Below are 22,106 nucleotides of genomic sequence, written 5' to 3' on the forward strand. Positions count from 1 at the left end.
CTGTGCGGGGCGTTCAGCCGGTGATCCGGCCGAGCGTCCCGCACAGCTGCCAGGCCGGGCGGGAGTGGTCAGCCGGGTCGACGGCGGGCGGCGTGGAGGACGCGGCGCCGGGGGTGGCGAGGATCGGCTGGAGGTGGTCGGCCAGCTGTGCGCCGCACGAGGTCGGGCCGGACTGCAGGACGGAGTCGACCAGCCGCAGCCGGGCGGCGCCGATGTCCGAGCGGTCGAACTCGAAGCGCAGCTCGCGGCGGACGGAGAACAGGCTGACCGGCGCGGAGACGTCCGTCCCGGCGGGCCGCAGCGCGTAGACGAAGGTGTGGTCGGTGGTGACCTCGAGCGTCCCGCTGTCCGCCTCGGCGACCCGCATGCTGCCGGTCACCTTGACCGCGTTGTCGGCCAGTGCCACCTGCCCGGGGTCGAAGCGCACCAGCCAGCCGGTCGCGGCATGGTGCTGGTCGTCACGCGGTGTGCCGAAGCTCTGGTCGTACTGGGCCTGCTCGCCGAGCGTCACCAGGCTGCGGACCTCGCCCGTCTCGCCCTGCACCAGACCGGCGGGGCTCAGCGAGGAGGTGACCAGGAAGCGCTGGACGGTGTCCAGGGCCCGGGTGACCTCGGTCCTGGTGAAGTGGGCCGTCGCGGTGCCCGACGGGGTTCCCAGGCCGGCCGCGCCGTCGGCGTAGCCGGTGGGCAGGCCCGCGAAGGGGTTCTTCGGGTCGACGCCGGTGACGGCCGAACTCGGGCTGAGTGCCACCAGGCTGACGGTCAGTTGGTTGCCGGTCGGCTGAGCGGCCTGCCGGCGCGGGGAACTCACCCCGAAGTACACGGCGGCGGCGAAGGCCAGCACGACGAGCAGCAGCAGTGCCACCGCCTGCCGGGGCAGCGAGCCGAAGGGGCCGAGCCCCACCCTGGACCGCACGGCACGGGAGTAGTTGCTGCCGAGCCGCTCGCGGGCGGACAGCTCCTGGATCCGGGCAGCCCTCACGAACGATTCGTCGAAGACGACGGATCGGTACTCGTCCTCGTTTCCGGAACCACCGTCGGGCGTACCCTCCGGAGGCTCGCGCGGGTCACCCATAACACCAGAGTAAGGCGGGGGTACGGCCCGCTACGAGGGTCTGGGCGTAACTTCTGCGTGGCGGACGGTAACCGCCGCCGGCAGTGCCTCTCACCCGGTCTGCAGCGCCATCGAGGAGGGCGGTGGCGGGCTGGAGGCGGCGCCGGGCGAGCTGGTGCCGGTCTCCGGGCGGCCGGGCGGCTCGGCGGCGCCGCCGGTGCCCCGGTAGATCGCCGCCACCGCGACCGCGACCACGCTGACACCCATCACCACGGCGAGCACCCAGGCCACCGGCCGGTGCCACCGCTGCTGGGCGACGTACCGCCCGCGGCCGGCCCGGACCGGGTCGTACCCGGCGTGGCGGCCCCAGCGGGAGCGGCGCCTGGCCCGGGCGGCCCGGCCGGGGCCTGACCACGGGTCAGGGTAGAGGCGGTCGTCGTCCAGGCCGCTCGGGTGCGGGCGCAGCTCCAGCGGCAGCCCGTCCGCGCCCGTCGGTTCGTAGCTCCGGCCGAGCGCCGCGGTGTCCGGCTCGAACCTGGCCTCGGCGGCGGCGAGCTGCCGCTCCTTGGCGCTCGGCTCGTGCACGGCGGCGGACCGGACGAAAGCCTCGTCGAAGACCACGGTGGCGAACTCGTCGTCCGCACCACCGTGGTCGGCGCCGTCGGAGTACGGCGAGCCCCCCACATCCTCAGCCACGGACTCAATGTATTACCGGGCGGGCCTTTTGTCTGTGGCTCCTCGCAGTTGCACCGTCACGATCGGGGCGGGATTTCAGCTCCCGTCGCCGCCCACGGTCTGCGTCGCCTCGCCCCTGACATGGCCGTCACCGGTGACGATGTACTTGGTGGAGGTCAGTTCCGGCAGGCCCATCGGGCCCCGGGCGTGAAGCTTCTGGGTGGAGATACCGATCTCCGCACCGAAGCCGAACTCACCCCCGTCGGTGAACCGGGTGGATGCGTTGACGGCCACGGTGGTGGAGTCGACCAGCTGGGTGAACCGGCGGGCGGCCGCCTGCGAGGTGGTCACGATCGCCTCGGTGTGGCCGGAGGACCAGCGGCGGATGTGCGCCACGGCCGCCTCCAGCGAGGGCACCACGGCGGCCGCGAGGTCGTAGGAGAGGTACTCCGTCTCCCAGTCCTCCTCGGTGGCCGGGACGACCGTGGCCTGCGAGCCCTCGGCGGCCTTGAGGACGGCGTCGTCGCCGTGCACCGTCACTCCCGCCTCCGCCAGCGCGGCCAGCGCGAGCGGCAGGAAGCTGTCCGCGACGTCCTGGTGGACCAGCAGGGTCTCGGCGGAGTTGCAGACGCTGACCCGCTGGGCCTTGGAGTTGAGCAGGATGCCGACGGCCATCGCGAGGTCCGCCTGGGCGTCCACGTAGACGTGGCAGTTGCCGGTACCGGTCTCGATCACCGGGACGGTGGAGCCCTCGACCACCGTACGGATCAGCGAGGCGCCGCCGCGCGGGATCAGCACGTCGACCAGACCGCGGGCGCGCATCAGCTCCTGCACCGAGTCCCGGCTCTCGCCGGGCACCAGCTGGATCACGTCGGCGGGCAGACCGGCCTCGGCCACCGCGTCGCGCAGGACGGCGACCAGTGCGGTGTTGGAGCGGTACGCGGAGGCCGAGCCGCGCAGCAGGACGGCGTTGCCCGACTTGAGGCAGAGCGCGGCGGCGTCGACGGTGACGTTGGGCCTGGCCTCGTAGACGATGCCGACCACGCCGAGCGGGACGCGGACCTGGCGGACGTCGAGGCCGTTCGGCAGGGTGTAGCCGCGGACCACCTCACCGACCGGGTCGGGCAGGCTCACCACGTCCCGTACGTCGGAGGCGATCGCCGCGACCCGCTCCTCGGTGAGGGTGAGCCGGTCGATCACCGACTCGGGGGTGCCGGCCGCGCGGGCCCGCTCCACGTCCTCGGCGTTGGCCGCGGTGATCTCGGCGGTCCTGGCCACCAGCGCATCGGCGATCGCCAGCAGCGCGGCGTCCTTCGCCTTGCGCGGCAGTGGGGCGAGCTCGGCGGCCGCCTCACGGGCTCGGCGCGCGACGGCGAGGACGGGGCTCTCGGTGCTGGCGTGATCGCTGGTCATGCCGCAAGGGTAGCGACTGCGGCACCCCCGGGCTGCGCGCATTTCACCCGGTGAGATCGGGCTACCACCGGGGGCGCGGGGCTCTGCTCGATCAACTGCGTGCGCGACCAGCCCTCTACGGAGGTGCATGCCTGGCAGCGCAGTTCCCCGCGCCCCTGAAGGCCCTCAGTACGGGTGCACGCCGCCCAGGTGCGGGGGCGGGTCCCCGAAGCCCTCGGCGACCCGTTTGTGGTAGGTCGGCCGGTCGACGACCTCCAGGCCGACGATCTCCCACGGAGGTAAGTTCGCCGTCACCTTGTGCTCGCCCCACAGCCGCAGCGCGATCGCCGCCGCGTCGTGGAGGTCGCGGGCCTGCTCCCAGTAGCGGAGCTCGGCGTGGTCGGCGGCGTAACGGGCCGTCAGGAAGAAGGAGTGGTCGTGGGCCAGCCGCTCGAGGCCCGCCCGCAGCTCGGCCAGCGGGGTGACCTTTCCCGCGACGCTGAGGACCACGTGCCAGAGCCGGGGCTGCTCGGCCTCGGCGGCTGCGGCATCATCGGCCGTCGAGCGCAACTCCCGTACGACCTCCCGTGGTTCGGCCACGGGTTCGCCCTCGCCCTCGCCCCGGCCGCCCGCGATGCTGGTCAGCCTCCGCTGGGGCGGCTGACCGGGCAGCGCTCTCTGACGCCTGCGTCCCACCGGCGGCCTCCTGTTCGGCGACGTCGTGTCCGGGCCGACGGGGCCCTACCCCGGAGGGAGGGCACCCCGCGAGCTGCCCGTCAGCCGCGCAGGATGACCAGGTCGTCGCGGTGGATGACCTCGCGCTCGTACGCGGCACCGAGCTCCTGGGCCAGTTCTCGGGTGGACCGGCCGAGCAGACGGGGCAACTCCCTCGCATCAAAGTTGACCAGTCCACGAGCCACGATGTGGCCGTTTTCGCCAAGAAGGTCCACCGGATCACCGGCGGCGAAGTCCCCGTCGACCCGGGTGACCCCGGCCGGGAGCAGTGACTTCCCGCCCGAGACCACGGCCTCGACGGCCCCCGGGTCGAGCTGGAGGGCGCCCCTGGGGGAACTGGCGTGCTCCAGCCAGAGCAGGCGGTCGGCGGAGCGGCTGCCGGTGCGCAGGAAGAGCGTGCCGGTCGGGCGGCCGGCCAGGGCGTCGGCCGCGTGACTGGCGGCGGTGAGCACCACGGGGATGCCCGCGCCGGTGGCGATCCGGGCCGCCTCGACCTTGGTGACCATGCCGCCGGTGCCGACCCCGGCCTTGCCGGCGCTGCCGATCTCGATGCCGTCCAGGTCGTGCGGGCCGCTCACCTCGGCGATCCTGCTGGTGCCGGGCTTGCTCGGGTCGCCGTTGTAGAGGCCGTCCACGTCGGAGAGCAGGATCAGCAGGTCGGCCCGGACCAGGTGGGCCACCAGGGCGGCCAGCCGGTCGTTGTCACCGAACTTGATCTCGGCGGTGGCGACGGTGTCGTTCTCGTTGACGATCGGCATCGCGCCCATCGCGAGCAGCTGGTCCAGGGTGCGGTACGCGTTCCGGTAGTGGGCCCGCCGGCTGGCGTCCTCGGCGGTCAGCAGCACCTGGCCGACCCGTACGCCGTACCGGGCGAAGGACGCCGTGTACCGGGCCACCAGCAGGCCCTGGCCGACGCTGGCGGCGGCCTGCTGACGGGCGAGGTCGTGCGGGCGCCGCTCAAGGCCCAGCGGGGCGAGGCCGGCCGCGATGGCGCCCGAGGAGACCAGCACGATCTCCGGGGCGCCGGGCTGCTTGTGAATCTTGGCCAGCGCGTCCACCAGGGCGTCCACCCGGTCGGCGTCCAGGCCGCCGGCGGCGGTGGTGAGCGAGGAGGAACCGACCTTGACGACGATCCGCCGGGCGGTCAGGACTTCCTGCCGCAGTGTCTGATCCGTCATCAAGTCCTCCGCTGGTACATGGGGCGGGCCCGCCGCCGGTGCGTAATCTACGCGATCCGGACAGCGGGCCCCATCAGCTTTTCAGCAGGCGGACGCCGTGGACTCAGTAGTCCTCGTCGTCACCCTCGACGGCCGGACGGTTGCTCGACATCGCCTCGAAGGCCAGGTACTCCGACTCGGCGGAGTCGCGCACCTTCTGCTTCTCGCGCCGGCGGTCGACGGCCGGGCGCGGGCTCTCGAAGCGGTGGTCCTCGCCGCGGCGGCCGAGCATCTCCGCACCGGCGGCCATGGTCGGCTCCCAGTCGAAGACGACGGCGTTGTCGTCCGGGCCGATGATGACGGTGTCGCCCTCCTTGGCACCGACCTTCCACAGCTGGTCCTCGACGCCGAGGCGGGCCAGCCGGTCGGCGAGGTAGCCGACGGCCTCGTCGTTGGAGAAGTCGGTCTGGCGGACCCAGCGCTCCGGCTTGACACCGCGCACGCGGAAGGCGCCGTCCTCCTCGGTGACGGTGAACCCGGCGTCGTCAACGGCCGTGGGCCGCAGCACGATGCGGGTCGCCTCCTCGATCGGCTTGGCGGCGCGGGCCTCGGCGACGATCTGCGCCATGGCGAAGTTCAGCTCGCGCAGGCCGTGGCGGGAGGCCGCCGAGACCTCGAAGACCCGGTAGCCGGCCTCCTCCAGGGAGGCACGGGTGATGTCGGCGAGGTCCTGGCCGTCGGGGACGTCCACCTTGTTGAGCGCGACCAGGCGCGGCCGGTCGTCCAGCCCGCCGTACTCGCTCAGCTCGGCCTCGATGGTCTCCAGGTCGGAGAGCGGGTCACGGCCCGGCTCCAGGGTCGCGCAGTCCAGCACGTGCACGAGCACCGAGCAGCGCTCGACGTGCCGAAGGAACTCCAGGCCGAGGCCCCTGCCCTGGCTGGCGCCCGGGATCAGGCCGGGGACGTCGGCGACGGTGTAGACCAGGTCGCCGGCGGTGACCACGCCGAGGTTGGGGATCAGGGTGGTGAAGGGGTAGTCCGCGATCTTCGGCTTGGCGGCGGACAGCACCGAGATCAGCGAGGACTTGCCCGCGCTCGGGTAGCCGACCAGGGCGACGTCGGCGACGGACTTGAGCTCCATCACGATGTCGCGGGCCTCGCCGGGCTCGCCGAGCAGTGCGAAGCCCGGGGCCTTGCGACGGGCCGAGGCCAGCGCCGAGTTGCCCAGACCGCCGCGGCCGCCGGCGGCGGCGACGAAGCTGGTGCCGTGGCCGACCAGGTCGGCCAGCACGTTGCCCTGCTTGTCCATGACGACGGTGCCGTCCGGAACGGGCAGCACCAGGTCCTCGCCGTTGGCGCCGGTACGGTGACCGCCCGCGCCCGGCTTGCCGTTGGTGGCCTTGCGCTTGGGCGAGTGGTGGTACTCGAGCAGGGTGGTGATGTTGGCGTCGACGGTGAGGATGACGCTGCCGCCCTCACCACCGTTCCCGCCATCGGGGCCGCCGAGCGGCTTGAACTTCTCCCGGTGCACGGAGGCGCAGCCATGGCCCCCGTTACCCGCGGCGACGTACAGCTCGACGCGGTCCACGAAGGTGGTCATTGGATGTGCCTCCAGAGCAAAGAAAGAAGAGTCGAACTTCTGTAAAGCATGGAGGGTGGACCGGAATATTCCGGTCCACCCTCCTGCGAGTCTTGACGCTGGGTCAGAAGACTCAGGCCTCGACGGCCACGATGTTGACGACCTTGCGGCCGCGACGGTTGCCGAACTGCACCGCACCCGCGGTCAGCGCGAACAGGGTGTCGTCGCCACCGCGACCGACGCCCGCACCCGGGTGGAAGTGGGTGCCACGCTGGCGGACGAGGATCTCGCCCGCGCTGACGACCTGGCCGCCGAAGCGCTTCACGCCGAGGCGCTGGGCGTTCGAGTCACGGCCGTTACGGGTAGAGCTTGCGCCCTTCTTGTGTGCCATCTCGCTATCCCCTTACTTACTTCGCGGAGTCGATGCTCGTGATGCGGACGGCGGTGTGACGCTGGCGGTGACCCTGGCGCCGACGGTAGCCGGTCTTGTTCTTGTAACGCAGGATGACGATCTTGTCACCCTTGGTCTGGTCGACGACCTCGGCGTGAGCCTTGACACCCGCGAGCACCCAGGGGTCGGAGGTGACAGCCTCACCGTCGACGACCAGGATGGTCGAGAGCTCCACCGAGTCACCCGGCTTGGCGTCGATGCGGTCAATCTCCAGCACGTCGCCGACGGCGACCTTGTGCTGGCGGCCGCCGGCGCGAACGATCGCGTACATGCGGTACCTGCTTTCCATACTCGGTCGGAACTCTCGATGCCAGCCACCTGGGTACGGACACAGGGGCCTCCCCCAGCCCTTCTGACGAAGAACCGGGAGGTGATGTGCTCGGGAGCATGGCGTAAACACGCCGACTGTCAAGAATACGTACCAGCCGCCCCAGGGGCAAACCGGCACCGTACACACCGAGGGGCGGGCAGTCCGCCCGCCCCTCGGTGAGGGCTCACTCGGCCGCCGAATCACCCTCGGCAGCCGCAGCCTTCTTGGCCGCCGCGCTCGTCCGCTTGGTCGCGGTCTTGCGGGCGGTGGTCTTCTTGGCCGTCGCCGTGGTCTTGGCGGCAGCGGTCTTCTTGGCGGCGGCCTTGCGCGGCGCGCGCTTCTTCGGCGCGGGCGCCTCGGCCTCGGCCTCGGCGGTCTCGACGACCTCCGCGGGCTCGACGGCTTCCACGGCCTCGACAGCTGCCACGGCCTCGGCCGGGACCTCTGCCTCCGCCGGGGCCGCCTCGGGCTCCGCCGCCTCCGCCACAGGGGCGGTCGGCGCCGCCGCGAGGGCGGCCTCCATGGCGGCGTCCGCACGGGCCTGCAGCACCACGATCTCGGCCTCGCCGGGAGCCCCGGCGGGTGCCGTCGCCTTGCGCACCGCGCGGCGGCGGGTACGCCCGCCGACGGCCGGCGCGGCCGGGATCTCGACCAGGCTGGGCTGCGCCTCGGGCTCCGCCTTGACCTCGGGCTCGGCCACCGGCTCCGCGACGGGCTCGGAGGCGACGATCTCCAGCTGCTCGGCACCGGAGACGATCTCGAACTCCTCGTGCTCGTGCGTCTCCTCGACCGCCTGCGGCTCCTCGTGCGCGGCGCCGCCCTTGCCCCGGCGACGGCGCTTGCCGCCACCCGCGGCGGCCTCGCCGGCCGTGCCCACCGGGCCACCGCCGCCACCGGGGGCGGTCGGCTGCTCCATGTGGACGATCACGCCGCGGCCGTTGCAGTGCACGCAGCCCTCGGAGAAGGACTCCAGCAGGCCCTGGCCGACCCGCTTGCGGGTCATCTGCACCAGGCCCAGCGAGGTGACCTCGGCCACCTGGTGCTTGGTCCGGTCCCGGCCCAGGCACTCCAGCAGACGGCGCAGCACCAGGTCCCGGTTGGACTCCAGCACCATGTCGATGAAGTCGATCACGATGATGCCGCCGAGGTCGCGCAGCCGCAGCTGGCGCACGATCTCCTCGGCCGCCTCGATGTTGTTCCGGGTGACGGTCTCCTCGAGGTTGCCGCCCTGGCCGACGAACTTGCCGGTGTTGACGTCGACCACGACCATCGCCTCGGTGCGGTCGATGACCAGCGAACCGCCGCTGGGCAGCCAGACCTTGCGGTCCAGCGCCTTCATCAGCTGCTCGTCGATGCGGTACGTGGCGAACACGTCCACGTCCGAGGTCCAGCGCTGGAGCCGCTCTGCGAGGTCCGGGGCCACGCCGCCGACGTACTCGTGGATGGTGTTCCACGCCTCGTCGCCGGAGACGATGACCTTGGTGAAGTCCTCGTTGAAGATGTCGCGGACGACCCGGACGGTCATGTCCGGCTCGCCGTAGAGCAGCGCCGGGGCGTTGCCGGAGGAGGCCTTCTTCTGGATCTCCTCCCACTGCGCCTGCAGCCGCTGCACGTCACGCGTCAGCTCGTCCTCGCTCGCGCCCTCGGCGGCGGTGCGCACGATGACGCCCGCGTCCTCGGGGACGATCTTCTTGAGGATCTGCTTCAGGCGGGCCCGCTCGTTCTCGGGCAGCTTGCGGCTGATACCGGTCATCGAGCCCTCGGGCACGTAGACCAGGTAGCGGCCGGGCAGCGAGATCTGGCTGGTCAGGCGGGCGCCCTTGTGGCCGATCGGGTCCTTGGAGACCTGCACCAGCACGGACTGGCCGGACTTCAGCACCGACTCGATCCGGCGCGGGCCGCCGTGGCCGCCCAGCGCACCGAAGTTGACCTCACCGGCGTACAGCACCGCGTTGCGGCCCTTGCCGATGTCGACGAAGGCGGCCTCCATCGACGGCAGCACGTTCTGGACCTTGCCCAGGTAGACGTTGCCGACGTAGCTGGTGGCCTGCTCCTTGTTGACGTAGTGCTCGACCAGCACGCCGTCCTCGAGGACGCCGATCTGGGTGCGCTGGCCGTTCTGGCGGACCACCATGACGCGCTCGACCGACTCACGACGGGCCAGGAACTCGGCCTCGGTGATGATCGGCACCCGGCGGCGGCCCAGCTCGCGACCCTCGCGGCGGCGCTGCTTCTTGGCCTCCAGCCGGGTGGAGCCCTTGATGGACTGCACCTCGTCCGGGTCGAAGGACGGCTCGGTGGAGCGGCGGCGCGGCTCACGGACCTTGACGACCGTACGGACGCCGTCCTCGGTGGTCTCGGCGGCGACCTCGACACCGGCCTCACCGCTGCGGCGACGACGGCGACGGCGGCGACGGGAAGAGGCCAGGCCACCGGCCAGGTCGTCCTCCTCCTCTTCCTCCTCCTCGGCGGCAGCCACCTCGGGCTGCTCCGCCTCGGCGGTCTCGGCCTCGAACTCCTCGGCCTCGCCACGGCGGCGACGACGGCCGCCCCGGCGGCGACGGCGGGACGGACGACCGTCCTCCCACTCCTCCTCGGCCTCCGGACCCGCGGTCACGGCGGCCGCCTCGACCGGCTCCTCGACCGGGACCTCGACGGGCTTCTCGGCGGGGGCCTTCTCGACCGGCTTCCTGGCCGCGGGCGCGGTCCGGGACGGGGTCTGCACCCGGACGGCCTGGCGGCCGGTCCGGCGGCGGCGGCCGACGCCGCTGTACTCGAACTCGTCCTCCTCCGAGACCTCGGCGGCCGGCGCAGCCGGTGCCTGGGCGGCGGCGGGCGCCGCCGGAGCGGCGGCCGGGGCGGGCGCCACGAAGGGGGTCGGCTCCTGGAAGACCGGAGCCTGGAAGATCGCGGTGGACGGGCGCACGGCGCGGCGACGGGCCCGGGGGGCCGGGGCCTCCTCGACCACCGGCTGCGGCTCCTCGACGGCCTCGGGCTCCTCGGCGGGGGCCTCGGCCTCGACGGGCTCCTCCTCCGGCGTCTCCTCGACCTCGACCGGCGCGGGCTCGGCCACCCGGCGGGTACGGCGGGCGCGGCGCGCGGGGGCGGCAGGGGCCTCCTCGGCGGCGGGCTCGGCAGTCGGCGCGGCGGCACCAGGCTCGGCGGCCGCCTCGGCCTCGGCGACGACCGGCGCACCGGCCGGGGACTCGGCACGCTTACGGGTCCGGCGGGCGCGCACCGGCTTCTCGGCGGGCTCGGCCTGGGCCTCGGCCACCGGCTCCGCCGGAGCCTCGGGCTCGGCAGCCGGCTCCGGGGCCGTCACGACGACCTCGGCGGCCTCCGGCGCACCGGCCGGGGACTCGGCACGCTTACGGGTCCGGCGGGCCCGTACGGGCTTCTCGGCAGCGGGCTCCGCCACCGGGGCGGCGACCGGCTCGGCCGGCAGCTCGGGGGTGGGGGTCTCGGCCGGCAGTACGGTCTCGGCGGCCTCCACGGCTGCGCCCTGCGGCGTGCCTGCCGGGCGGGAAACCGCTCGGCGGCGACGTCGCGGCGGCGCGGCGGAGCTGTCGGAATCGGAGCCGGCCGGGGCCGCAGACTGCTGCGGTTCGGTGTTCTCGAGCATGCGGGTGGATCTCCCGTCAGGCCCCCGGGCTCCGCATCCGGGCACGGCGCGGCACCTGTGTTCCGGTCGGCCGCGAGCTTCGCGGGCCGACTCCCACGGTGTCGCCGTGCGGACGCGAGGCCGCACAGGGGCTCGTAGTCTCGCTCGGCGCCCCGCACGGTGCGGGGTGTCGAAAGTCTTCTGGTGTAACCAGTCTTCTGAGTTTTCAAAGCCGGGCCGTCCCCCGAACCGGATGGCTGCCGGACGGGTCCTCGGGCCCACCGACCATCCGGGTCGGCGGGCCACAAGGGGCTGGCCTGCGTGCGACGGCGCTCGCTCCCCTGGGGAGCCGCGGGGGCCTGGAGGGCCACGGCCCGGAATCTTCCGGGCCCGGCCTTCCCCCCGCTAGGCGGACGCAGGTGCGCGCGGCCCGGCGGCTGCTAAAGGCCTGCCGGGGCCGCGGCGCGGTCGAGCGCCAGCGGGTCGGTCACCGTGCCGGTCTCCTCGTCGAGCGGCCCCTGCGCCAGCCTGGTCACCTCAGCGGGGACCGGCGGCGCCAGGTCGGCCGTCGCACGGAGACCTGACAAAACGTCGTCGGGTCGTACGGCTGGTGTGGCGTGTCGTACTACCAGCCGCAGTATCGCACAGGGATTGCCCGTACGAACATCGGCGGTACCGTCCGTGGCAGTGTCGTTACCGTCGCCGACCTGCGGCGGGAGGAGTTCCAGGGCCGCCACGGCGCCGCGCGCGTCGAAGACCCGCACGCCGTTCTTGGTGAGCCGTTCGACCTCGACCTGCTCGGCAGCAAGGAAGAGCGCGATGGCCCGGGCCGCGTCCTCCGGTGCGACACGGTCCAGGCGGACCTGCCACTCGGAGGCCTCCAGGCGCTCCACGAAGTTCGGGGTACGAACCTCGACGGCCTCGGTGATGTCCAGACCGGTGGGCAGCGACTCGTCGAGCTGCGCGCGCAGCTCCTCCGGGTCACGGATCTCGGCCAGGCCGATCTCCAGGTACTCGGCCTCGCTGGCCACCCCGGTGGGTGCGGCGTTGGCGTACGAGACCTTCGGGTGCGGGGTGAAGCCCGCGGAGTAGGCCATCGGGACGGCCGAGCGGCGCAGCGCGCGCTCGAACGCCCGCTGGAAGTCACGGTGGCTGGTGAAGCGCAGACGGCCGCGCTTGGTGTAGCGGAGACGGATGCGCTGCACCGTCGGCGCAGGCGGCGGACCGTCGGGCGTACGGCGTGCCAGGGTCGCTCAGTCCTTAGTCAGTTTGCCAGTCCGGCGGCGCGTGCTGCGCTCGAGCCGGACTCTGTCAGCACAAGGGTACGCGCTGTGGCCCACCTACCCCGCCCGCCCGCTCACCCCAGCAGCGCCCGCCGGACCTCGCGCAGCACCCGGCGGACCTCCGCCTTGACCGGCCACCACACCTCGCGCCGCACCCAGCGGCACGGCCGTACCACCAGGAAGCGCCAGATCCGCCCGCCGATCCGCCAGGCCCAGGCGATCGCCCGGCCGATCTCCCGGAGTACCGGGTACAGCAGCGTCCGCCACAACCTGACGAGCGGGATCACCAGCAGATGGCGCAGCAGCCACAGCAGCGCACGGCCGACCGGGGCGAGGACATGGCGCCACAGCGTGTACAGCGGGACCAGGACCAGGTACTCGACCAGCCACGCGAGCCCCTTGACCAGGGCCGTCAACACCACCAGCAGCCCACGGCCGACCGGCGTCAGGATCTCCCGGTACAGCCGGCTCAGCGGGATGACGATCAGCACCCGCCCGACCGGCGCCAGCACGTACCGCCACAGCACGGCCAACGGCCACACCAGCAGGCCGTACAGCAGCTTGCCGAGCATCCGCCCGGCCCACTCCAGCGCCACCCCGACCGGGCGCAGCACGATGACCAGCAACTCCCAGAGGAACCGCAGCGGCACCACGACCACCAGCGCGACGCCCCGCACCACCCCGACCAGGCACCCCTCGGCCGGCCTCTGCTGCTCCATCGGTCTCCTTGCACGGGCAACGGCCCTCCCCGTGCAGGACGCACGGGAAGGGCCGTCAGGTTACGGGCTGCGGTTACGAGTTGACGACGGTCAACGGGAGCAGCTTCTTGCCGGTGGGGCCGATCTGGATCTTGGTGTCCATCTGGGGACACACGCCGCATTCGAAGCACGGGGTCCAGCGGCAGTCGTCGACCTCGACCTCCTCGAGGGCGTCCTGCCAGTCCTCCCAGAGCCAGTCCTTGTCGAGGCCGCTGTCCAGGTGGTCCCAGGGCAGCACCTCCTCGTAGGTGCGCTCGCGGGTGGTGTACCAGTCGACGTCGACGCCGGTGCCGGCCAGGCCCTTCTCGGCGGCGGTCATCCAGCGGTCGTACGAGAAGTGCTCGCGCCAGCCGTCGAAGCGGCCGCCGTCCTCGTAGACCGCGCGGATCACGGCGCCGATGCGGCGGTCACCGCGGGAGAGCAGGCCCTCGACGATGCCGGGCTTGCCGTCGTGGTAGCGGAAACCGATGTTCTTGCCGTACTTGCGGTCGCCGCGGATCGAGTCGCGCAGCTTGGCCAGCCGGGCGTCGGTGGCCTCGGCGGAGAGCTGCGGGGCCCACTGGAACGGGGTGTGCGGCTTGGGCACGAACCCGCCGATGGAGACGGTGCAGCGGATGTCGTTCTGGCCGGTGACCTCGCGGCCCTTCTGGATGACGTTCTTCGCCATCTCGCCGATCTGGAGCACGTCCTCGTCGGTCTCGGTGGGCAGGCCGCACATGAAGTACAGCTTCACCTGGCGCCAGCCGTTGCCGTAGGCGGTGGCGACGGTGCGGATCAGGTCCTCCTCCGACACCATCTTGTTGATCACCTTGCGGATGCGCTCGCTGCCGCCCTCGGGGGCGAAGGTGAGGCCCGAGCGACGACCGTTGCGGGTCAGCTCGTTGGCGAGGTCGATGTTGAAGGCGTCGACGCGGGTGGACGGGAGGGAGAGGCCGATCTTGTCCTCGGTGTAGCGGTCGGCCAGGCCCTTGGCGATGTCACCGATCTCGGTGTGGTCGGCGGAGGACAGCGAGAGCAGGCCGACCTCCTCGAAGCCGGTCGCCTTCAGCCCGCGCTCGACCATCTCGCCGATGCCGGTGATGCTTCGCTCCCGTACGGGGCGCGTGATCATGCCGGCCTGGCAGAAGCGGCAGCCCCGGGTGCAGCCGCGGAAGATCTCGACGGACATCCGCTCGTGCACGGTCTCGGCGAGCGGCACCAGCGGCTGCTTGGGGTAGGGCCACTCGTCCAGGTCCATGACGGTGTGCTTGCTGACCCGCCACGGCGCGCCCTGGTTCGCGACGACGCGGGCGATCCGGCCGTCGGGCAGGTACTCGACGTCGTAGAAGCGCGGCACGTACACGCCGCCGGTCTTGGCGAGGCGCAGCAGCACCTCGTCGCGGCCGCCCGGCCGGCCCTCGGCCTTCCAGGCGCGGATGATCGCGGTGATGTCGAGCACGGCCTGCTCGCCGTCACCGATCACCGCGCAGTCGATGAAGTCCGCGATCGGCTCGGGGTTGAAGGCCGCGTGGCCGCCCGCGAGGACGATCGGGTCGTCGATGGTGCGGTCCTTGGCCTCCAGCGGGATGCCCGCGAGGTCGAGGGCGGTGAGCATGTTGGTGTAGCCGAGCTCGGTGGAGAAGCTCAGGCCGAACACGTCGAAGGCCTTGACCGGGCGGTGGGCGTCCACGGTGAACTGCGGCACCTGGTGCTCGCGCATCAGCGCCTCGAGGTCCGGCCAGACGCTGTACGTGCGCTCGGCCAGCACGCCCTCGCGCTCGTTGAGCACCTCGTAGAGGATCATGACGCCCTGGTTGGGCAGGCCCACCTCGTAGGCGTCGGGGTACATCAGGGCCCAGCGGACGTCGCAGGCGTCCCAGTCCTTGACGGTCGAGTTGAGCTCGCCGCCGACGTACTGGATCGGCTTCTGGACGTGCGGGAGGAGGGCCTCCAGGCGTGGGAAGACCGATTCGACTGGCATGCGGGTGCGCCCTTTACGACGTGGACAAGGTGACCCTCAAGAGTAGCCCGACTGCGGAGGTCCGAAGGGCGCGCCGATGCTGAGAGAGACGAGCGACAAGCGACCGACGCAGGAGGGAGTGCCGGAGGGTGGGCCCCTCCTGCCCGATGGCGGGCAAGGAGGGCGAGCGTCAGCGTCGGGTACGAGCGCCCGGAGGGCCCAAGAAAGAGGTGCTCAGGTCCCTATGGGGCGCTGGCTGCGGACGGACTGGAGGAGGCCGACGGCGATCCAGACCGCGAACATGGACGAGCCGCCGTACGAGACGAAGGGCAGCGGGATCCCGGCGACGGGCATGATGCCGAGGTTCATCCCGATGTTCTCGAAGGCCTGGAAGGCGAACCAGGTGATGATGCCGGCCGCCAGGATGGTCCCGTAGAGGTCGGTGGCCTGGCGGGCGATCCGGCAGGCGCGCCAGAGCACCACGCCGAGCAGCAGGATCAGCGCCAGGCCGCCGGCGAAGCCGAGCTCCTCGCCGGCGACGGTGAAGACGAAGTCGGTCTGCTGCTCGGGGACGAACTGGCCGGTGGTCTGGGTGCCGTGGAACAGGCCCATGCCGGTCAGCCCGCCCGAGCCGATGGCGATCCGGGCCTGGGCGGTGTTGTAGCCGACACCGGCCGGGTCGAGGGCCGGGTTGGCGAAGGCCGCGAAGCGGTCGATCTGGTACTTGCTGAGGATCCCCAGCTGCCAGATCGCGGCCGCGCCGGCGGCCCCCACCGTCATCAGACCGAAGACCCAGCGGTTGGCCGCACCCGAGCCCAGCAGGATGCCCATGATGGTGACGCCCATGACCATCACCGAACCGAGGTCGGGCATCAGCATCACGATGGCCATCGGGAGCGCGGCCACCCCGAGTGACTGCACCACACTGCGGTCGGACGGGATCTCCCGCTCGCCCGCGTCCACCTGGGCGGAGAGGATCACCGCCATGCCCAGTACGATCCCCAGCTTGGCGAACTCGGCGGGCTGCAGCGAGAAGCCGCCGCCGAACTGGATCCAGGAGTGCGCGCCGTTGATGGTCGAGCCCAGCGGGCTGAGCACCGCCACGAGCATCAGCAGCACGGCGATGTAGACGAACGGCACGGCGGTGCGCAGCCGGCGATTCCCTATCAACACCACCACCACGCACAGCGCCACCCCGATCACCAGGTTGGTCAGGTGCCGGTAGAGGAAGTACTGCGGGTCCCCGTGGGTCAGCGCGTCACGCCCCCGGGTGGCCGACCAGACCAGCATCGAGCTGCCCAGCGAGAGCGCCAGCGCGGCCAGGATCATGATCCAGTCGAGCCGCCGCAGCGGGGAGTCCTTGGCCAGCACCCGGGCCACCGAGCCGCGCTGCGGTGAGAGCCGGACGGGCCGGTACGAGCCGTAGGAGGTCATGCCCGGCCCCTTCCGTTGGCGCGGGTGGGTTCCAGAGCGGCGAGCGCCAGGGTGTACGGGGTGCCGGCGCCGGTCGACGGCGTCGGGTCGAGGTAGGCGGCGGGCTTGATGATCGCGGTGCCGTCCGGGTTGAACTTGGGCAGCTCGGCCTGCGGCTTCGGCAGCAGCGCCTTGCTGTTGTCGACGTTGCCCTTGTCGTCCACGCCGTACAGCGCCTGGTAGATCCGGCGGACGGAGTCACCGGAACCACCGGAGCCGGTGCCACCTTGGCTTATCGTCATCACGACCGCATAGTCGGCGCTGTACGTGGTCAGCCACGAGGTGGTCTGCTTGCCGGCGACCTCGGCGGTGCCGGTCTTGGCGTGCAGCTCGATCTTGCCCTGCGGCCAGCCCGCGCCGGTGAACTTCCACGCCGCGGTACCGCTGGTGATGACGCCGGCGGTGGCCTGGTCGATGTAGCTCAGCAGCTGCCCCTGGGCGGGGATCTTGCCGTCCTCGTGCGGGGCGATGTCCCGGACGAGCTTGCCGTTCGGGCTGACGATCGCCTTGCCGACGGTCGGCCGGTAGAGCGTGCCGCCGTTGGCGAGGGCGGAGTAGATCCGGGCCATCTGCAGCGGTGTGACCAGGGTGTCGCCCTGGCCGATGGCGAAGTTGACCGAGTCACCGGCGCGCATCACATTGCCGTCGATGCAGTTCTCGCGGGCGATCTCGTCGGTGTACTCGTGGCCGCCCTTGGCCGCCTGCGCGCACCAGGCGTCCTTGTTGGCGTCGTAGAAGGACTGCTTCCACTGCCGGTCGGGCACCCGGCCGGGCACCTCGCCGGGCAGGTCGATGCCGGTCTTGGCGCCGAGGCCGAACTGGTGGGCCGTCTTGAAGAACCAGTCGCCCGGGTCCTTCTTGGGCTTGATGCCGCCGTCCTTCATCCACTGGTCGTAGGCCAGGCCGTAGAAGACGGTGTCGCAGGAGATCTCCAGCGCCTTCTCCAGCGAGATGTCGCCGAAGCTCTCGCTCTCGAAGTTCTTGAACTCGCGGCCCCCGATGGTCAGGCTCTTCGGGCAGGGGTAGCGGCCGTTGAGGGAGTAGCCGGCCTGCACGGCGGCGGTCGTGGAGATCACCTTGAACGTGGAACCCGGCGCGGACTGACCCTGTATGGCCCGGTTGATCAGCGGGAAGTTGGAATCCTTGCTGGTCAGGGCCTGGTAGTCCTTGGCCGAGATGCCGCCGACCCAGAGGTTGGGGTCGAAGGTGGGTGCGCTGGCCATCGCGATGATCCGGCCGGTGTGCACGTCCATCACGACGGCGGCGCCCGAGTCGGCCTCGTAGTTCTTGTTGGTCTCCTTGTCGAAGACCTTCCGGGCGTCCGTCATGGCCTGCGCCAGCTGGTCCTCGACGGCCTTCTGGACCCGCGCGTCGATGCTGGTCACCAGGTTGTTGCCGGGCTGCGCGGGGGTGTTGCCGGCGCTGCCGATGACCCGGCCGAGGTTGTCGACCTCCAGCCGGTCGATGCCGGTGGTGCCGCGCAGGTCGTCGTCGTAGACGGACTCGAGCCCGGCCCGGCCGACCTGGTCGGAGGGCAGCCGCCGCTCACGGCCGGTCTTCTCGGCCGACTTGCTGACCTCCTCGTCCGTCACCGGCGAGAGGTAGCCGAGCACCTGGGCGGCGCTGGCCCCCTCGGTGCCCGGGTAGCGCCGGACGGAGGTGGGCTGGGCGGTGACGCCGGGGAAGTCCTCGCGGCGTTCCATTATCTGCATCGCCTGCTGGGTGGTGGCCTGCTGGGTGACCGGGATCGGCTGGTACGGCGAGCCGTTCCAGCACGGCTGCGGGGTCTTGGCGTCGCAGAGCCGGACCTTCTCCTGGACTTCCTTGGCCGGTACGCCGAGCACCTGGGCGAGCCGGGTCAGCACGGCCTTGCCGTGGTCCTTCTGCTGGAGCAGCGAGGTCCGGCTGACCGAGACCACCAGTTTGGCCTCGTTGCCGACCAGCACGCGGCCGGAGGCGTCCAGGATCTCGCCGCGGATGGCCGGTTCGACCACCTCGCGGATGTGGTTGCCCTGTGCCTTGGCGACGTACTCGCTGCCGGTGCGGATCTGCAGGTACCAGAGCCGGCCGCCGAGCGTGGCGAGCAGCGACAGCACCAGGATCTGCAGGACCACCAGACGGATCGTCACCCGCCGGGTGCGGCCGGTCTCCGGGATATTGCTCACGTGCGGTCGCTCCTCAGGGGCGCTTGGCCAGGCCGAGCATGCGCTTCTTCTTGCCGTAGTTCGGCAGCGGCGAGGCCTCGCGGGTGGTGCGGTAGCGGGCCAGCGTGCCGAGACCGGGGCCGCTGGAGTCGTCGGCCTCCGCGTGGGCGGGATCGTTGTCGAAGCGGCGGGCCAGCAGCATCACGGCGGGCACCACGAACGGCGCCAGCAGGACGTCGTACAGCAGCGCGCTGAAGACCAGTCCGGTGAGGCCGACGTGCCGGGCGGCGGTGTCGCCGACCAGTGCGCCGACCGTCGCGTACATCAGGGTGGACACCACGGCCGCCCCGGCCACCACGACCAGGGCGCTGGACACCGAGCGGTGGCGGCCGCCCTCCGGGCGCAGCAGCCCGGCGGCGTACCCGAGCAGGCAGAGCACCAGCGCGTAGCGGCCGATGGCGTGGTCGGAGGGCGGGGCGAGGTCGGCCAGCAGGCCGGCCGTGAAGCCGACCAGACAGCCGCCGGTCGGCCCGTACACCAGGGCCAGGCCGACCACGATCAGCATCAGCAGGTCCGGCGTGGCGCCGGGCAGTTGGAGCTGGCCGAGCACGCTGACCTGGATCACCAGGCCGAGCAGGACCAGGACGGCGGAGAGCAGGATGCGGCTGGGGCGCACGGTTCAGTTCCCCCCTGTGGGACTGGCTGCGGCGGTCGGCGGTACGGCCGCCACGGGGGCCGAAGGGGCGGCGGAGGGTGCCGGGGCCGGGGACGGCGGCAGCACCGCGTCGCGCGGGTCGGTACGCGGCGGTACGACCACCACGCCGACCAGGTCGAGCCGGGTGAACTGCACGAAGGGCTCGACCAGGATGGTCTTGGTGAGCTGGCCCGGCGTCGCCTCGACCTCGACCACCTTGCCGACCGGTACCCCGGCGACGAACGGGCGGCCGCTCTGCGAGCCGAAGGTCACCAGCCGGTCCCCCGTCTTGACCTGCGCCTTGCCGTTGAGCAGCGAGACCCGCATCGGGCCGGTGCCCTGGCCGTTGGCGAAGCCGATCTCGCCGCTGCTCTCCAGCCGGGTGCCAGCCGTGAAGCCGGGGTCGGAGGCGAGCAGCACGGTGGCGGTGGTGCGGGCGACGGTGGTGACTCGGCCGACCAGGCCCTGGCCGTTGATCACGGTCATGTCCTTGGTGAGGCCGTCGTCGCTGCCGGCGTCGATGGTGATGGTCCAGGAGAAGCCCTGGGCCGCGCCGATCGCGATGACCTGGGCGGCCTTGATGGTGTAGCCGCCGGCGCCGGCCGTACGGAGCAGCTCGTCCAGCTGCTTGGTACGGCCGGACGCGGTGTCGGAGGAGGCCAGGCGCTGGCGCAGCTCGGTGTTCTCGCGGGTGATCTGGTCCAGCCGCTGCTGGTGGGTGCCCGCGTCGCGGAGCGCCCGGACGGTGCCGGCCACCGGGTCGACGGCGTCCGACGCGGCCTTCTCGACCGGCCCGAGGAGGCCGGCGGCGGCCCGTCGGGCACCGCCCAGCGGGGAGCTCTCACCGCCCCTGATGTCGACGGTGATGAGTGCGAAGGCGACGGCGACCAGCAGGATGAGCAGTAGCCGGCTCTCTCGGGTGTCCCTCACGGTGCTGGAGCTGCCCCTTCGTTCCGTGACCGGTGCCGGGCCCCTCGCCGGGCGCTGTGGGCGCCCGGTGAGGGCCGTTCAGTTGAAAGACTGTCTGACTTGCTCAACGACGCGGTTGGGCGTCGAGTACCTGCTGGAGTGCCTCGAACTCCTCGACGCACTTGCCGGAGCCCAGCGCGACGGAGTCGAGAGGGTTCTCGGCGATGTGGATCGGCATGCCGGTCTCGCGGCGCAGCCGCTCGTCCAGGCCGCGCAGCAGGGCGCCGCCGCCGGTGAGCACGATTCCACGGTCCATCACATCGCCCGCGAGCTCGGGCGGGCACTGGTCCAGGGTGGTCTTGACCGCGTCGATGATGGAGTTGACCGGCTCGTCGATGGCCTCGCGGACCTCGGCGGCGGAGATCACCACCGTCTTCGGCAGGCCGCTGACCAGGTCGCGGCCGCGGATCTCGGCGTGCTCGTCCTTCTCGCCCTCCAGCGCGAAGGCCGAACCGATGCTCATCTTGATCTGCTCGGCGCTGCGCTCACCGAGGAGGAGCGAGTACTCCTTCTTGATGTGCTGGACGATCGCGTTGTCCAGCTCGTCGCCGGCCACCCGGATGGACTGAGCGGTGACGATGCCGCCGAGCGAGATGACCGCGACCTCGGTGGTGCCGCCGCCGATGTCCACCACCATGTTGCCGGTGGCCTCGTGGACGGGCAGGCCCGCACCGATCGCGGCCGCCATCGGCTCCTCGATGATGTGCACCTGGCGGGCACCGGCCTGGGCGCTGGCCTCGATCACGGCGCGGCGCTCGACCCCGGTGATACCGGAGGGCACGCAGACCACGACGCGGGGGCGGGCCAGGTAGCGGCGGCGGTGGATCTTCAGGATGAAGTACCGGAGCATCCGCTCGGTGATCTCGAAGTCGGCGATCACGCCGTCCTTGAGCGGCCGGATGGCGACGATGTTCCCGGGCGTACGCCCGATCATCTTCTTCGCCTCGGAGCCGACCGCCAGGATGCCGCCGGTGTTGGTGTTGACCGCGACGACTGACGGCTCGTTGAGGACGATCCCCTTGCCCCTGACGTACACCAGCGTGTTGGCAGTGCCGAGGTCGATCGCCATGTCACGGCCGATGAACGACAGGTTGTTGGCCATGGGGTGTGGAGTGCCTTCCCGAGCTCGGATTCAGGTGACGGGGAGTGGGGGCGGACATCGGCTGAGCAGCCGTACCGGGCCCATGAGTTGTGCTCCATCGTAGCCACGCCGGTCATCGCGAACAGCGGGGCACGGCATGCCGCCCATTCTCCGGCGGCGCGATGGCATCTCATGGGATTGGGACGCCGTGTCGGAGCTCGGAGTTCCGTATTTGAGGATCAGATTCTGAGATTCACCTGGTCGGGCCAGGCGCTGCACGCACCCCGCCCGACCAGGGGAATCGGTCAGGCGTGCGAGGGGAAGAAGATCTTGATCTCGCGCTCGGCGGAGGCCTCGGAGTCGGAGGCGTGGATCAGGTTCTCGCGGGTGATGGTCGCGAAGTCGCCACGGATGGTGCCGGGGCCCGCCTGCAGCGGGTCGGTCGCGCCGCACAGCGCGCGCAGGCCCGGGACGACGTTCTCGCCCTCGACGATCAGCGCGATCGACGGGCCCGAGGTCATGAACTCCAGCAGCGGCTCGTAGAACGGGCGGCCGACGTGCTCCTCGTAGTGGTGCTCCAGCGTCGCGCGGTCGAACGTGCGCAGCTCGACGGCGGTGAGCCGCCATCCCGCCTTGCGCTCGATACGGCTGATGATCTCGCCGGCCAGGCCGCGCTTGACGGCGTCGGGCTTGAGCAGGACGAGAGTGCGCTGGGACACGGTGCGGCTCCTGGGGAATCGGTACTGCATGGTGTATGCGGGGGCTACCCCCGAGAGGTTACCTGCCCTGAGCAGCCGGTACGCGAGCACGG

At 71.7% G+C, this 22,106-nt stretch carries 18 protein-coding genes; all 18 read right to left on the reverse strand.

Features of this window, described 5'->3' with window-relative positions:
• Positions 1–13: 13 nt before the first annotated feature.
• The 18 genes from FB465_RS11360 to ndk all read right to left on the reverse strand — a co-directional run bounded on the left by FB465_RS11360 (position 14) and on the right by ndk (position 22,014).
• Positions 14–1,075: an SCO2583 family membrane protein gene (locus tag FB465_RS11360; RefSeq protein WP_145790001.1), complete on the reverse strand. Its 1,062-nt coding sequence runs from the start codon at positions 1,073–1,075 to the stop codon at positions 14–16.
• Between the two features lie 90 nt (positions 1,076–1,165).
• The gene (locus tag FB465_RS11365; protein ID WP_145790003.1) at positions 1,166–1,750 is read right to left on the reverse strand and encodes an SCO2584 family spore wall biosynthesis protein; all 585 of its coding nucleotides are present in this window, start codon (positions 1,748–1,750) and stop codon (positions 1,166–1,168) included.
• Positions 1,751–1,825: 75 nt separating this feature from the next.
• Entirely contained in the window at positions 1,826–3,142 is a 1,317-nt protein-coding gene (locus tag FB465_RS11370; protein ID WP_145790005.1) for a glutamate-5-semialdehyde dehydrogenase, read from the reverse strand.
• A gap of 165 nt (positions 3,143–3,307) precedes the next feature.
• Entirely contained in the window at positions 3,308–3,817 is a 510-nt protein-coding gene (locus tag FB465_RS11375) for a hypothetical protein (protein ID WP_145790007.1), read from the reverse strand.
• An 80-nt stretch (positions 3,818–3,897) separates the two neighbouring features.
• Positions 3,898–5,034, reverse strand: coding sequence for a glutamate 5-kinase (gene proB / locus FB465_RS11380; protein WP_145790009.1), 1,137 nt, complete (start codon positions 5,032–5,034; stop codon positions 3,898–3,900).
• Positions 5,035–5,137: 103 nt separating this feature from the next.
• Positions 5,138–6,613, reverse strand: a complete 1,476-nt coding sequence (obgE, locus tag FB465_RS11385; RefSeq protein ID WP_145790011.1) for a GTPase ObgE — start codon at positions 6,611–6,613, stop codon at positions 5,138–5,140.
• 112 nt (positions 6,614–6,725) lie between these two features.
• Positions 6,726–6,983 (reverse strand): 50S ribosomal protein L27, encoded by a 258-nt coding sequence (gene rpmA, locus FB465_RS11390; RefSeq protein ID WP_030058248.1) that lies wholly within the window; start codon positions 6,981–6,983, stop codon positions 6,726–6,728.
• A gap of 16 nt (positions 6,984–6,999) precedes the next feature.
• Positions 7,000–7,314, reverse strand: a complete 315-nt coding sequence (gene rplU, locus FB465_RS11395; protein ID WP_145790013.1) for a 50S ribosomal protein L21 — start codon at positions 7,312–7,314, stop codon at positions 7,000–7,002.
• A 223-nt stretch (positions 7,315–7,537) separates the two neighbouring features.
• Entirely contained in the window at positions 7,538–10,975 is a 3,438-nt protein-coding gene (locus FB465_RS11400) for an Rne/Rng family ribonuclease (RefSeq protein WP_145790015.1), read from the reverse strand.
• A 419-nt stretch (positions 10,976–11,394) separates the two neighbouring features.
• Entirely contained in the window at positions 11,395–12,159 is a 765-nt protein-coding gene (locus FB465_RS11405; RefSeq protein ID WP_145790017.1) for a TIGR03936 family radical SAM-associated protein, read from the reverse strand.
• A 152-nt stretch (positions 12,160–12,311) separates the two neighbouring features.
• Positions 12,312–12,956 carry a hypothetical protein gene (locus FB465_RS11410; protein ID WP_145790018.1) on the reverse strand — a complete coding sequence of 215 codons (645 nt, stop codon included), beginning with the start codon at positions 12,954–12,956 and terminating at the stop codon, positions 12,312–12,314.
• Between the two features lie 73 nt (positions 12,957–13,029).
• The gene (locus FB465_RS11415; RefSeq protein WP_145790020.1) at positions 13,030–14,955 is read right to left on the reverse strand and encodes a TIGR03960 family B12-binding radical SAM protein; all 1,926 of its coding nucleotides are present in this window, start codon (positions 14,953–14,955) and stop codon (positions 13,030–13,032) included.
• Between the two features lie 213 nt (positions 14,956–15,168).
• Positions 15,169–16,368 (reverse strand): rod shape-determining protein RodA, encoded by a 1,200-nt coding sequence (rodA, locus tag FB465_RS11420; RefSeq protein WP_145790022.1) that lies wholly within the window; start codon positions 16,366–16,368, stop codon positions 15,169–15,171.
• The gene (mrdA, locus tag FB465_RS11425; protein WP_145790024.1) at positions 16,365–18,572 is read right to left on the reverse strand and encodes a penicillin-binding protein 2; all 2,208 of its coding nucleotides are present in this window, start codon (positions 18,570–18,572) and stop codon (positions 16,365–16,367) included. The genes rodA and mrdA overlap by 4 nt, the downstream gene beginning before the upstream one ends.
• 13 nt (positions 18,573–18,585) lie before the next feature.
• On the reverse strand, positions 18,586–19,227 hold the full coding sequence (gene mreD / locus FB465_RS11430; RefSeq protein WP_145790026.1) for a rod shape-determining protein MreD: 642 nt from the start codon (positions 19,225–19,227) through the stop codon (positions 18,586–18,588).
• 3 nt (positions 19,228–19,230) lie between these two features.
• Complete coding sequence (gene mreC, locus FB465_RS11435; RefSeq protein ID WP_145790027.1) at positions 19,231–20,175, reverse strand: rod shape-determining protein MreC; 945 nt, start codon at positions 20,173–20,175, stop codon at positions 19,231–19,233.
• A 103-nt stretch (positions 20,176–20,278) separates the two neighbouring features.
• The gene (locus FB465_RS11440) at positions 20,279–21,304 is read right to left on the reverse strand and encodes a rod shape-determining protein (RefSeq protein ID WP_145797275.1); all 1,026 of its coding nucleotides are present in this window, start codon (positions 21,302–21,304) and stop codon (positions 20,279–20,281) included.
• A 296-nt stretch (positions 21,305–21,600) separates the two neighbouring features.
• Entirely contained in the window at positions 21,601–22,014 is a 414-nt protein-coding gene (ndk, locus tag FB465_RS11445) for a nucleoside-diphosphate kinase (RefSeq protein ID WP_145790029.1), read from the reverse strand.
• Positions 22,015–22,106: the final 92 nt, after the last annotated feature.

It is taken from the genome of Kitasatospora atroaurantiaca (assembly GCF_007828955.1).
Classification (GTDB): domain Bacteria; phylum Actinomycetota; class Actinomycetes; order Streptomycetales; family Streptomycetaceae; genus Kitasatospora; species Kitasatospora atroaurantiaca.

Bases quoted from the DNA above. Each gene is read 5' to 3' on its own strand.
- FB465_RS11410 (WP_145790018.1), bottom strand. From the start codon at position 12,956: ATGGAGCAGCAGAGGCCGGCCGAGGGGTGCCTGGTCGGGGTGGTGCGG.
- obgE (WP_145790011.1), bottom strand. From the start codon at position 6,613: ATGACCACCTTCGTGGACCGCGTCGAGCTGTACGTCGCCGCGGGTAAC.
- FB465_RS11400 (WP_145790015.1), bottom strand. From the start codon at position 10,975: ATGCTCGAGAACACCGAACCGCAGCAGTCTGCGGCCCCGGCCGGCTCC.
- FB465_RS11370 (WP_145790005.1), bottom strand. From the start codon at position 3,142: ATGACCAGCGATCACGCCAGCACCGAGAGCCCCGTCCTCGCCGTCGCG.
- proB (WP_145790009.1), bottom strand. From the start codon at position 5,034: ATGACGGATCAGACACTGCGGCAGGAAGTCCTGACCGCCCGGCGGATC.
- FB465_RS11360 (WP_145790001.1), bottom strand. From the start codon at position 1,075: ATGGGTGACCCGCGCGAGCCTCCGGAGGGTACGCCCGACGGTGGTTCC.
- rpmA (WP_030058248.1), bottom strand. From the start codon at position 6,983: ATGGCACACAAGAAGGGCGCAAGCTCTACCCGTAACGGCCGTGACTCG.
- rodA (WP_145790022.1), bottom strand. From the start codon at position 16,368: ATGACCTCCTACGGCTCGTACCGGCCCGTCCGGCTCTCACCGCAGCGC.
- FB465_RS11415 (WP_145790020.1), bottom strand. From the start codon at position 14,955: ATGCCAGTCGAATCGGTCTTCCCACGCCTGGAGGCCCTCCTCCCGCAC.
- rplU (WP_145790013.1), bottom strand. From the start codon at position 7,314: ATGTACGCGATCGTTCGCGCCGGCGGCCGCCAGCACAAGGTCGCCGTC.